8 protein-coding genes are annotated in these 12,134 nt (G+C 61.1%); 2 read left to right on the top strand and 6 right to left on the bottom strand.

The window, feature by feature from the left end; translation table 11 throughout:
* Positions 1 to 14 precede the first annotated feature (14 nt).
* From LVS58_RS13455 to phhA, 5 genes are all read right to left on the bottom strand, one after another.
* Positions 15 to 1,199: an MFS transporter gene (locus tag LVS58_RS13455; RefSeq protein WP_233691510.1), complete on the bottom strand. Its 1,185-nt coding sequence runs from the start codon at positions 1,197 to 1,199 to the stop codon at positions 15 to 17.
* Positions 1,200 to 1,277: 78 nt separating this feature from the next.
* Positions 1,278 to 5,477 (bottom strand): deaminase domain-containing protein, encoded by a 4,200-nt coding sequence (locus tag LVS58_RS13450; RefSeq protein WP_233691509.1) that lies wholly within the window; start codon positions 5,475 to 5,477, stop codon positions 1,278 to 1,280.
* A gap of 157 nt (positions 5,478 to 5,634) precedes the next feature.
* On the bottom strand, positions 5,635 to 5,763 hold the full coding sequence (locus LVS58_RS25065; RefSeq protein ID WP_267954456.1) for a hypothetical protein: 129 nt from the start codon (positions 5,761 to 5,763) through the stop codon (positions 5,635 to 5,637).
* Between the two features lie 189 nt (positions 5,764 to 5,952).
* The gene (locus LVS58_RS13445) at positions 5,953 to 6,309 is read right to left on the bottom strand and encodes a 4a-hydroxytetrahydrobiopterin dehydratase (RefSeq protein ID WP_003254532.1); all 357 of its coding nucleotides are present in this window, start codon (positions 6,307 to 6,309) and stop codon (positions 5,953 to 5,955) included.
* A gap of 39 nt (positions 6,310 to 6,348) precedes the next feature.
* Entirely contained in the window at positions 6,349 to 7,137 is a 789-nt protein-coding gene (gene phhA, locus LVS58_RS13440) for a phenylalanine 4-monooxygenase (RefSeq protein WP_233691508.1), read from the bottom strand.
* Positions 7,138 to 7,394: 257 nt separating this feature from the next.
* On the opposite strand from phhA, the gene LVS58_RS13435 reads away from it, so the two are divergent.
* Positions 7,395 to 8,954: a sigma-54-dependent transcriptional regulator gene (locus LVS58_RS13435; protein ID WP_233691507.1), complete on the top strand. Its 1,560-nt coding sequence runs from the start codon at positions 7,395 to 7,397 to the stop codon at positions 8,952 to 8,954.
* 132 nt (positions 8,955 to 9,086) lie between these two features.
* Here LVS58_RS13435 and LVS58_RS13430 read toward each other — a convergent pair whose 3' ends face one another.
* A complete protein-coding gene (locus LVS58_RS13430) occupies positions 9,087 to 9,341 on the bottom strand; it encodes a DUF2790 domain-containing protein (protein WP_014590098.1) in 255 nt (84 codons plus the stop codon).
* 399 nt (positions 9,342 to 9,740) lie between these two features.
* On the opposite strand from LVS58_RS13430, the gene acs reads away from it, so the two are divergent.
* Positions 9,741 to 11,702 (top strand): acetate--CoA ligase, encoded by a 1,962-nt coding sequence (gene acs / locus LVS58_RS13425; protein ID WP_233691506.1) that lies wholly within the window; start codon positions 9,741 to 9,743, stop codon positions 11,700 to 11,702.
* Positions 11,703 to 12,134: the final 432 nt, after the last annotated feature.

Below are 12,134 nucleotides of genomic sequence, written 5' to 3'. Positions count from 1 at the left end.
GCTCCTACGGGGGGCTAGCCAGGCTGGCGCGCCTGGCGATACAAGTAGAGGCTCAGCCCCAGCCCGCACGCTGCCGCAGCCGCCGCGAACAGAAATATCGAAGTAAAGCCGAACCCCGCCGCCACTGCACCGACCAATGGCCCGGTCACCCCCAGTGACAAGTCGATGAACAGCGAATACGCCCCCACCGCCGCCCCGCGGTTGGCCGCTGACACTTGGTTCACCGCCTCCACGCCTAATGCCGGAAACACCAGCGAGAAACCAAACCCGCTCAATGCTGCACCCGCCAAGGCCAGTTCGGCGTTGGGGGCCAGCCACAGCATCAACAACCCGAGCGTTTCCACCGACAGGCAGGCGATCGCCACCCTGAAGCCACCGATGCGATTGATCAGGTTGCCAAAGAGCAGCCGTGCGCTGATGAAACTGGCGCCGAAAAGGCTCAAGGTCAGCGCCGCATTGGCCCAGCCACGGCTTGCGTAGTAAAGGGTGATGAAGGTGGCGATGGTGCCAAAGCCGATCGAACCCAACGCCAGCCCCGAGCCATGCGGAAGTACCTTGCCCAGCACCCGCAGGAACGGTAAGCGTACACCGCTGACGATGGGGGTGGCTTGCTTGGGCCAGGCCAGTAGCAAACCGAGTACGCACAGCAGGATGATGCTCACACCCATGCTCCACAACCCGAGGCCTTTGACCATCAGCACCCCCAGTGGGGCGCCGATGGCCAGCGCACCGTAGCTGGCGATGCCGTTCCAGGAGATGACCATGGCCGTGTTTGCGGCGCCCACCCGGCCAATGCCCCAGCCGATCGCACCAGAGCCTACCAGGCTTTCGGCGCTGCCCAGCACCAGGCGGCCGACCAGCAGGCAAGCCAGGCTCAGCCAGGGCAGGTGGGTTAGGAAGGCGCAGGCCAGCATGAACACCCCGCTGAGCCCGCAACCGGCCAGGCCGTACATGACCGCCTTCTTGCTGCCGTGGTTGTCGATGATGCGGCTGGCGCCAGGGCGGCTGAGCAGCGTCGCGAGGTACTGCACGCTGATCACCAGGCCGGCGACCACGGCACTGAAACCCAGGTCGTTGTGCACATAGCCGGGCAACACGGCCAAGGGGATGCCGATGTTCAGGTAACCGATGAAGGTGAACAGGACGATGGAGACGACTTGCCCAGTGACGGCAAGGGATGTGGGACTGCGTGCTGGCATTGGCGATCCGTTGCTGCGGTAAGGATGGCAGTGTTGCTGCCATCTTAACCACAGCAAGGGTGTTTGCGGGCGATGTAGTCAGTTGGTGTAGTCGAGCATCCAGGTCACACTGAACTCGGCTTTCGGGTAATCCAGCCGCAAGCGCGGCAGGACGAAGCCGCCACAGGAGCGACAGGAGTCGAGCAGTGTGAAGACATCGATACGCTCGACCTCGGTGTGGCGGTGAAGCAGTCTGCGGTTCAGCGCGCTGGCGATGTGTCGTTCGGCATCGAGATGTCGCTTATGGACGCGCGTCCACAGGAAATCTGCGCGCCGCAGGATTGGCAGCTCGGTAAACCGCGGGTCTGGTGGGAGAAACTGGTTAACCTGGCGTGCATCGACGTAGTCCACTGCCGGTGTGAGGCGGGGCGTCGGGATGATATGCAATGCGCGCCGGCCAGGGCTGCCTGACAGGGCGAAGAACACCACGCGGCTATGGTCCCTTAGCGTGACACTGGCAAAGGCCAGGTTGACTGGATACAGGTGCTGACGCAAGGCGGCGATCGCGTTGTCGTCCAGCGACTGTGCACCTGCTGCCGGTGTGTAAGGGTGAGTGGCGCCACGCGCGGGTAGCAGATCGTCCAGTATGCCTAGCATGTGTTGGCGGTCTGCGGCGCTGGTGCCGTGGAATTGCCTCCAGATCGGGATTATCTCCCGGTTCAAAGCTGCGATGCCGCGACTGGCGGGGCCCGCCAAAGCGTCCTGGGCCGCGCTCTGCGTGAGGATGTTGCGCGCGTATTCCGGGAGCAGGCGCGACTCCCTGGCTTCGATGAACTGCAGGAATCGCGAGGGGTGGCGCAGTTGCCATGTTCGCCCTTGTTCTATCCAGTCGCGCAGCAATCTGACCACGTTATCGACATCGCGCTGCAGGTTGGGGCGTTCGGCGACGATGCGATAGGTTTCGCTGACTTCCAGGTACCGCTCGATGGCCTCGTGGTCGGTGATTCTCTCGAGCTTGCGACGCAGCCCTCTGGGCGGATGTGGCAGCGAAGCTGACAGTGCCGGGGCATCCAGCAGCCTTGTCTGCCACGCCCAGGGCTGATGGGGGGCGCCATAAAAAACTCCCAGATCGGCCTCGACGATCAACCACTGTTCACCGCGCCAGTCGATCAATGCACCGCGCAGGGTGCGGCGGTCGGGGATGGTTCGCGCCAGCCCGCCCAGGCGCACGGGGGGGCAGTAGTTGGTGATCTGCCTGACTTGCTCGATCGGCATGTCCGCAGGCAAGCCAAAGCGTAGTTCAGGCGATGGGTCGACCACGATGCGTCTGTGGTACACGGGAGGCGAGATGACGCCCAGGCGTAACTGGGTTTCTTCGACGGGCAGGGGCTTCAATCGCCTGGGGTGATTAGGGGCGTGCACGACCACCTTGCCCTCGCGCACCATGACCTGCGCCCAGATGTCGAAGCGCGTGTGCTGGGGGCGGTAACGAATCGGTACCGGCTCGATTCGCACGGTTTGGAAGGCGTGACTGACGTGTTGTCCGAATACGGGTGTGCCGGCGTCATTGGGCAAGGGCGAGAAGCTCAGGGCCATTCGCGCTTCGCCGCCTGGGTAAGGCGGCGGCACCTCGGTGGGTGGCTGGCCGAGCAGCGGCTCATGGGCAACCCGACGTACCAGTCCCGAGGTGTTCGGTGTTTGAAGGCGATAGGCGGCGCCATGAATGACTGCATCGACCGTGGCATTGTCGCGGGGGATCAGTGTGGCTGTCTCGGGCAGCTCGCGTGGCACAGGACCGGGGCTGCCGGGTATCTGGTCAAGTAGCACGGCATCGGGCGTCTGGCCCGGCAGTACCCTTCGCTGTGTCATGAGTTCCCGGGATTCGGGGGCGACCGTCGTCAGTTCGGGCGCACTGCGCCAGCGCTTGGGCGGGGTAATGCGCTCGCTGAAGTTGGGCGTGACGGGGATGCTGCTCCAGCGTCGGGCGGCACGCGCGGCGTTCAGGCGTGCGGTATTGGCGCTTTGGCCCAGCACGCCGGGAAGCTTGGCCAATGGTTTGAAGGCCCGTCCACCGAGCGAGACTGCCGCGCCTTTCAGCGCGGCGATGTCCAGGACGCAAGCCAGGGCATCGCTGCCATCCTCCGGATTCAGGCAACTCAAGCCCGGTATCAGGTTGGAAAACAACCGTTGCAAGTAGCGCCCAGTGCTCACGGACTGACGCTTGGCCAGAAATTGTTCATGCGGGGTAGCGCCTTTGCCAAGTGCATGCAAAGCATCCCGATTGCCCAGGGCGATATCGCTGGCGTAATGCCTGGCCAGTGAGCCGAGGCGATCTTGCGTGGGGGCGATGAGCACTTGTCGCAAGGCGGGGAAGTCGGCAGCGATCCACGGCAGTTGTGATTGGTTGTATTCGCTGTAGAGCAGCGTCAGTTGCTCGTCCAGGCGCGTCGGCGCTGTGCGGGCAATGAAGTGCGCTTGCCAGCGCAGCCGTTCGGGGAACAGCTCGTAAAGCCAATCGCCCTCTGTGCCGGGGGCATGTACGACGAAACCCTGGGTGGCCGTCTGCAGGTGCCAGTCCGCTCTGGGGCTGGAGCCGTACTCAGGTCGGTTAACGGGACCCACGTAGATCGGCCAGGTCACGGCATAGGCGGTCCAGGGGCCATCGCGCAGGCGGTCCTTGATATCTTCCGGCAGGTGGCTCAAGCAGCGGTGCAGGATAGCTTGATAGACGTTGATGGCACGCTGCTCCCAAACGCCGAAGGCCACTTCATACCAGGCGGTCACGTCCGGTAAGCGGGAGTTGCCTCGGTAGCCTGCGCCATGGTCAAGGTACATCAGCAGGTGCACTTGGCCATCAGCATTACGCGACTCTGGCGCTATCCGGCTCTGGAGCAACTGACGACGCGCCTCCTCGAAGCGGTCCGGGAGATCGTTGAGGCTTTCAACGTCCCTGACCGCCAGGTAGCGATGCAACGCCAGTTGCCATTGCTGGTGCGACCAGGGCGGGGGGAGTTCGAATGATCCGCGCAAGGGGGCCCACACCGCCAGCGTCTGGCGCAGTGCTTCTTCGGGAACAGGGTCATCCTCGTGCAGGGCCTGGCGCATGACCTGTTCTGCGTTGTCGAAGGTCATCGGTTGCTTGCGGGCGCTGAGTATCAGGGCTCCCTGGCGGATGCTGGCCCAGTGCAGGTCGGGCTCGAAGCTGAAATCGGCCGGGTAGCCACTGAGCAGTAGTTCGGGCGCGAAGCGGCGCATCAGCAGTTCACCGGCCAGTTGCGCAATCGCCGGGGTGCAGGCGAGACGGATTTGCACACTGTTGATCAGGTCAAGGCGGATTTCCTCGACGGGGAGCGTGGCATTGTCCGGGCTGAACAGCTCGAAAGCCATGATCAGCCCCGGCTGGCGGTCATCGGGTGGGTACAACACGTCGATCAAGGTTTGTTCGGCCAAGGCCAAGTGATCGGAGCTGGCATCCCATTCTGCCGAGGCGGCCAGTTCGCCGGCCCATCGGGTGAACATGGACGAATGCAGCAGGGCGTCGAGCGCTTGAGCTGCTGGGGCATTCAATGCGGGGCCTGGGAGAAACGCCTTTCCATTTTGATCAGGGGTTATGCCTGCCTCCCGTTCGCGGGCAGTGGGCGGGCGGTAACGCCTGCCTTGTGCATAGACTGTCGCACCGAAGGCGTTGAACAGGTGGACGGCAAGGTGAACACCGGCTGGAGGCTTCAGCAGGTGTCTGGCCAGTGTGGGGAGATCCAGGTAGTTGTCCAGTACCAGTGGACGGGAGGTCGATCGTGGGGGCTGGGGGGTAGTTGGCAAACTGGGGTACAGCAGCAAGGCGGCCGCTACGAAGCAGTCACGCTGGGTCAGACACACCCGGCGAGCCCAGAGTGCCTGGGCAAGGCTGCAACTGGCATAGGGCCATGGATTAGGCAGGCCTTCGTTCAACCCGTCGATCAGTGAGGCATCGGTTGCCGTGATCACGATATGGGCCAGTTTTGCCTGCAAGGTCGCCACCAGGTTCGCCTCTACTTGGCTGCCGGCGGGGCGTCGCAGGGTGCGGTTGAAGTGCTCACGCGCCGGTTCACGGACGAACGCTTCGGTCAGCTGCTGGTGCAGGTCATGATCGCTCAGGTCGACGGGGAACAGGTCTGTGAAGCCCAGTGCCTGGTTGAAATGTTCGCGCAGCGACGTGGCCAGATCCATTGGACCGGACAGGTCGCTGTGCAGGCGCACGCTTTCGGCGTCCAGGGCGTTTATCCGGGCGAGTAGGTCGGCGGCGTCAGTGATGGATGACATGGCTCTGCCTCTTTGCGGTTGGAGGCACGAGTCTGTGTAGGGTAGGGGCGGGGCAGGTGGTAGTGGGTTGTTACAACGTTGATTTTAGACGGTGTGAAAACGTGATGACGGGGGTAGCCCGCAGGTCAGCCGTTTTCACACAGTCGGGGATGCGCAGTTATTCCTGGTCAGCGCTGGATTGATCGTCACCATCCTGCTCGGCGGCAGTTGCCGGTTCGGCGTGAACGGTCACGGATGGCTCTTCTGGGTTCAGGCTTGGGAAGGGAAGATTCGGGATTTCATGCATCTCGTCGTTCCTCGCAAGTGTGAGTGAAAAGTCTGCGCCAGGCGCGTTTGGAGCTTCAAAAAGCTGAGGCAGGATACACAAGTCTGGATGACAGTTTGGTTTTTTTCCCGGTCGTTTGTCGGTTTCGCGGGCGAACAGCGCACATATGCCCCATGAAAAAAGGGGCCTCTGGCCCCTTCTTTCTGGTGTTTACTTCCGGCCTTCCGCCGTTTCCGCCACCTTGTCAGTGCGTGCACACATGATGAAGTCGTTGCGGTGCAGGCCTTTGATCGAGTGGCTCCACCAGGTCACGGTGACCTTGCCCCATTCAGTCAGCAGCCCTGGGTGATGGCCTTCGGCCTCGGCGATTTCGCCCACGGCATTGGTGAACGCCAGGGCGTGCTTGAAGTTCTTGAACAGGAACACGCGCTCCAGCTCCATGTGGCCGTCACGTACTTCGATGTTCCAGTCCGGGATTTCGCGGATCAGCTCGGCCAGCTCTTCGTCGGTGACTTTCGGTGCGTCGGCGCGGCAGGCTTCGCAATGGGCTTGGTTCAAGGCATTCATGAGGTGTTTTCCGGTTCGAGTTGTTATCGGCAAGGTCGCTCAGGCAGCGACCTTGGGTGGAAACTTCGGTGCGTGCAGACCCAGCTGCATGGCTTTTTGGACCATGCCCATGATGTCCTCGTGGGCCAGGTCGAACAGGCGCTTCATGTTCGGCAGCACGAAATACACGGGTTGCAGAATGTCGATACGGTAGGGCGTACGCATGGCCTCGATCGGGTCGAAGGCCTGGTGCTCAGGCTCGTCAGACAGACTGTAGACGGTCTCTTTCGGCGACGAGAGGATGCCGCCACCATAGATTTTGCGGCCTTGTGCGGTTTCCATCAGGCCAAACTCGATGGTCATCCAGTACAAACGCGCCAGGTACACACGTTGTTCCTTGGTCGCGGCCAGGCCGAGCTTGCCGTAGGTGTGGGTGAACTCGGCAAACCAGGGATTGGTCAGCAGCGGGCAGTGGCCGAAGATCTCGTGGAAAATATCCGGCTCTTGCAGGTAGTCCAGCTCTTCGGGGGTACGGATGAAGGTGGCAACCGGAAAGCGCTTGCTGGCCAGCAATTCGAAGAAGGTCTGGAAGGGGATCAGCGCCGGCACCCGGGCAACCTGCCAGCCGGTGGTGGCACCCAGCACCTTGTTGATCTCGCCCAGTTGCGGAATGCGGTCATGGGGCAATTTCAGCTGGTCGATGCCGTCCAGGTATTCCTGGCACGCTCGGCCTTCGATCACGTTCCGCTGGCGGGTGATCAGGGTGTTCCACACCGCATGCTCTTGCTGCGGGTAATCGATAAAACCATGCGCATCGGGCTCGCGTGCCACGTATTGCGTCTGTTTCATGAGGCTCTCCTGGTGAGGGCTTTTCTTGTTATGTACAGGACATGCCTAAAGGAATATCCCTTCGCCAGCGGTTTTGCACGGGGGCGGGCCTCGGCCGCTAAGGGTGCCAACCTGGGTTTTCGTAACGATAATTTTACAAAACTCAGCAAGTGTCGGAAAATTCGAGGCGTCTGGTTGATAGAGACGCGTTTTTTGTCAGCTTATCTTTACAACTTTTGCGCGCGGTGTTGAAAAACATCAGCGCTACGAGAGCCCTCATGCGTATCAAAGTCCATTGCCAGAACCGCATTGGCATCCTGCGCGACATCCTCAACCTGCTGGTGGAGTACGGCATCAACGTGCTGCGCGGCGAGGTCGGCGGTGACCATGGCAACGCCATCTATCTGCACTGCCCGAACCTGATCAACCTGCAATTTCAGGCCCTGCGGCCGAAGTTCGAAGCGATAGCCGGGGTGTTCGGCGTAAAGCGTGTGGGCCTGATGCCCAGCGAACGGCGGCACATGGAGTTGAATGCGTTGCTGGGGGCGTTGGATTTCCCGGTGTTGTCGATCGACATGGGCGGCAGCATCGTTGCCGCCAACCGTGCAGCTGCGCAGTTGCTTGGCGTGCGGGTTGATGAAGTGCCGGGCATGCCGCTGGCGCGCTATGTAGAGGACTTCGATCTACCGGAGCTGGTGCGGGCCAACAAGTCGCGCATCAACGGCTTGCGCATCAAGGTCAAGGGCGATGTATTCCTGGCCGATATTGCGCCGCTGCAGTCCGAGCACGATGACAGCGAGGCGCTGGCCGGCGCGGTGCTTACCTTGCACCGCGCCGACCGGATCGGCGAGCGTATCTACAATGTGCGCAAGCAAGAGCTGCGTGGCTTCGACAGCATCTTCCAGAGCTCGCGGGTGATGGCTGCCGTGGTGCGTGAAGCGCGGCGCATGGCGCCGCTGGATGCGCCGTTGCTGATCGAGGGCGAAACCGGTACCGGCAAGGAGTTGCTGGCGCGTGCCTGCCACCTGGCCAGCCCGCGTGGACAGTCGCCACTGATGGCGCTCAACTGCGCCGGGTTGCCCGAGTCGATGGCCGAGACCGAGCTGTTCGGTTACGGCCCAGGGGCATTCGAAGGGGCGCGGGCCGAAGGCAAGCTGGGGCTGCTGGAGTTGACTGCAGGCGGCACGCTGTTCCTGGACGGGGTAGGGGAGATGAGCCCGCGCCTGCAGGTAAAGCTGCTGCGCTTTCTGCAGGACGGCTGCTTCCGTCGGGTCGGTAGCGATGAAGAGGTCTACCTGGATGTGCGGGTGATTTGTGCAACCCAGGTGGATTTGTCCGAGTTGTGTGCCCGTGGCGAGTTCCGCCAGGACCTGTATCACCGGCTCAACGTGCTGTCACTGCACATTCCGCCTTTGCGCGAGTGCATGGATGGCCTGGAGGGGTTGGTGCAGCATTTTCTCGATCAGGCCAGTCGGCAGATTGGTTGCGCGCTGCCGCGCCTCGCGCCGGCGGCGATGGACAAACTTGGGCAGTACCACTGGCCAGGTAATGTAAGGCAGTTGGAAAACGTTTTGTTCCAGGCGGTTTCGTTATGTGACGGCGGCGTGGTTAAAAGCGAGCATATCCGCTTGCCGGATTATGGCGTGCGGCAACCGTTGGGCGAGTTTTCGCTGGAAGGGGATCTTTCGCAGATTGTAGGGCGCTTTGAAAAGGCGGTGCTGGAAAGTTTGATGGGTGAGTTTCCCAGTAGTCGGGCCTTGGGGAAAAGACTGGGTGTTTCGCACACGACGATTGCCAACAAGTTAAGGGATTATTCCTTGGGCAAGTCAGCGGATTAGTTGCTGCCAGTTAATAAATTGTGAAGCAGGTGATGGCGGCATCGCGGGTAGGCTCGCGCTCGCAGGCATGGCGCCGATGTAGCAGCGGGTAGACCCGCGAAGGGGCCCGCAGGGCCCCCAATTCACAAGGTATCAGCCGTTAGAGCAGCCGTTCCCCATCACGCGGTATTCGAGAATGTGCGTCTGGCCCTTGGAGTCCTCGTAGGTCATGCGGGCGGGCACGACTTCGCACACATTGGGCACTTCGCTCATGGAAATGACGCGAGCAATGTCCAGGTGCTGCGAGTAACTGTACTGTTCAACCGGAATCTGCTCGGCATCTTTGGCTTCGCCGGCCATCGCCGCGCCGCAAAGACTGCCAAGTACCAATACCAGTAAAGCTTTCATTTTCTATTTACCTGTCTAAGGTCGTGAGGGGGCACGCGGCGCTTATGGCGCCGCGAGTACAGCAAGTTTTAACTATCGGGATTAGAGGGAGATTAACGCTTGCCTTCGTGGGGGCTGTTACCAGTTGTTAATCGCCTTTGCCGTTGCTGGCGAGGTGAATTTTATTGCGGGGGCCAATGCTGAAACAGTGGGTGTTTTGATAAAGTGTTTTGACAGAATCTGTAACAATCCTGTGCCAAATCCCCTCGTTTTTCTGTCAGCAAGGCTGTAAGGCCCGCGCCAGAGCGTTTTGCCGGCACGGGTGTACCAAATTACTACCAACGTCGAATGGCTTTTGCCGCTCTGGTACAGTTACAAACGGTTCCATACAAAAACAACTATTACACCGAGGTAACACAGATGAGTGCGGCTCCACTGTATCCCGTTCGTCCCGAGGTTGCGGCCACTACCCTGACCGACGAGGCCACCTACAAGGCCATGTACCAGCAATCGGTGATCAACCCGGACGGCTTCTGGCGCGAGCAGGCCCAGCGTATCGACTGGATCAAGCCGTTCACCAAGGTCAAGCAGACCTCCTTCGATGACCACCATGTCGATATCAAATGGTTCGCCGACGGCACTCTGAACGTTTCCTCCAACTGCCTGGACCGCCACCTTGAAGCGCGCGGTGACCAGTTGGCCATCATCTGGGAAGGTGACGACCCTTCCGAGCATCGCAACATCACTTACCGCGAGTTGCACGAGCAGGTCTGCAAGTTCGCCAACGCCCTGCGTGGCCAGGATGTGCACCGCGGTGACGTGGTCACCATCTATATGCCGATGATCCCCGAAGCGGTGGTCGCCATGCTGGCCTGTGCACGCATTGGTGCGATTCACTCGGTGGTGTTCGGCGGCTTCTCGCCGGAGGCGCTGGCTGGCCGTATCATCGACTGCAAGTCCAAGGTGGTGATCACTGCCGACGAAGGTGTGCGTGGTGGCCGCCGTACACCGCTCAAGGCCAACGTCGACCTGGCGCTGACCAACCCTGAAACCAGCAGCGTGCAGAAAATCATCGTGTGCAAGCGCACTGGTGGCGACATCGCCTGGCACCAGCACCGCGACATCTGGTACGAAGACCTGATGAAGGTTGCCTCCAGCCACTGCGCACCGAAAGAAATGGGCGCTGAAGAGGCGCTGTTCATCCTTTATACCTCCGGCTCCACCGGCAAGCCGAAGGGCGTGCTGCACACCACAGGCGGTTACCTGGTTTACGCCGCGCTGACCCATGAACGCGTGTTCGACTACCGCCCGGGGGAGGTGTACTGGTGCACCGCCGACGTCGGTTGGGTCACAGGCCACAGCTATATCGTCTACGGCCCGCTGGCCAACGGCGCCACCACCTTGCTGTTCGAGGGCGTGCCGAACTACCCGGACATTACCCGCGTATCGAAGATCGTCGACAAGCACAAGGTCAACATCCTCTACACAGCACCAACTGCCATTCGCGCCATGATGGCGGAAGGGCAGGCAGCTGTTGAGGGTGCCGACGGTTCCAGCCTGCGTCTGCTGGGCTCGGTGGGGGAGCCGATCAATCCTGAGGCCTGGAACTGGTACTACAAGACCGTGGGCAAGGAGCGTTGCCCGATCGTCGACACCTGGTGGCAGACCGAGACCGGCGGCATCCTGATCAGCCCGCTGCCGGGCGCCACTGGCCTCAAGCCGGGTTCGGCTACCCGTCCGTTCTTCGGTGTGGTGCCGGCGCTGGTCGATAACCTGGGCAACCTGATCGACGGTGCGGCCGAAGGCAACCTGGTGATCCTCGATTCCTGGCCGGGCCAGTCGCGTTCGCTGTACGGCGACCACGACCGCTTCGTCGACACCTACTTCAAGACCTTCCGTGGCATGTACTTCACCGGCGACGGTGCGCGCCGTGACGAGGACGGTTACTACTGGATCACCGGCCGTGTGGATGACGTACTCAACGTGTCCGGCCACCGCATGGGTACTGCCGAAATCGAAAGCGCCATGGTCGCGCACTCGAAGGTTGCCGAGGCTGCAGTGGTTGGCGTGCCGCATGACATCAAGGGGCAGGGTATTTATGTGTATGTCACCCTCAATGCCGGCATCGAGGCTAGCGAGCAATTGCGCCTGGAGCTGAAGAACTGGGTACGCAAGGAGATTGGCCCCATTGCTTCGCCGGATGTGATCCAGTGGGCGCCGGGGCTGCCGAAGACCCGCTCGGGCAAGATCATGCGGCGCATCCTGCGCAAGATCGCCACCGGTGAATACGACGCCCTGGGTGATATCTCGACCTTGGCCGACCCGGGTGTGGTGCAGCACCTGATCGATACCCACAAGGCGATGAACCTGGCTTCGGCCTAACCCCTTTCCGGCAATTACCCTGAGCGGGCTTGCCCGCGAATGCGTCAGTTCAGGCTAAGCTGTACCCTGACCTGGCGCCTTCGCGGGCAAGCCCGCTCTTGCATTGTCACCCGACAATCATCGGTAACTGATCTGTCACCGTTCCCGCACACGTTCGGGGCGTCAGGAAACAAATCTGACTCGTTGTGGTGCATCGGAGTCAGCATTTTGTGCGTCAAGGCACGCTGCACTTGCCGTCGCACAAGGCTTTGCCAATAATAGGCCCAGGAATTGCTAGGTCTATAGGTTCTATTTCTTGCGTCATTGCATATTCTGCATTGGCTGTCAACATCGCCCGCAGCGGTTTCAAGCGCTTCTATAAGTAGTTGTCGCTTTGAAGAAATATCGACTACCGGGCTGTCGTTAAAATGCCACTCACTCGCTCGTGGTATG

This window comes from Pseudomonas sp. JR33AA (assembly GCF_021378985.1).
GTDB lineage: Bacteria > Pseudomonadota > Gammaproteobacteria > Pseudomonadales > Pseudomonadaceae > Aquipseudomonas > Aquipseudomonas alloputida.
The sequence above is the reverse complement of the archived record's forward strand: the minus strand, read 5'-3'. Positions and strand labels throughout refer to the sequence as shown.

Bases quoted from the DNA above. Each gene is read 5' to 3' on its own strand.
- LVS58_RS13455 (WP_233691510.1), bottom strand. From the start codon at position 1,199: ATGCCAGCACGCAGTCCCACATCCCTTGCCGTCACTGGGCAAGTCGTC.
- LVS58_RS13450 (WP_233691509.1), bottom strand. From the start codon at position 5,477: ATGTCATCCATCACTGACGCCGCCGACCTACTCGCCCGGATAAACGCC.
- LVS58_RS25065 (WP_267954456.1), bottom strand. From the start codon at position 5,763: ATGCATGAAATCCCGAATCTTCCCTTCCCAAGCCTGAACCCAGAAGAG.
- LVS58_RS13445 (WP_003254532.1), bottom strand. From the start codon at position 6,309: ATGAATGCCTTGAACCAAGCCCATTGCGAAGCCTGCCGCGCCGACGCA.
- phhA (WP_233691508.1), bottom strand. From the start codon at position 7,137: ATGAAACAGACGCAATACGTGGCACGCGAGCCCGATGCGCATGGTTTT.
- LVS58_RS13435 (WP_233691507.1), top strand. From the start codon at position 7,395: ATGCGTATCAAAGTCCATTGCCAGAACCGCATTGGCATCCTGCGCGAC.
- LVS58_RS13430 (WP_014590098.1), bottom strand. From the start codon at position 9,341: ATGAAAGCTTTACTGGTATTGGTACTTGGCAGTCTTTGCGGCGCGGCG.
- acs (WP_233691506.1), top strand. From the start codon at position 9,741: ATGAGTGCGGCTCCACTGTATCCCGTTCGTCCCGAGGTTGCGGCCACT.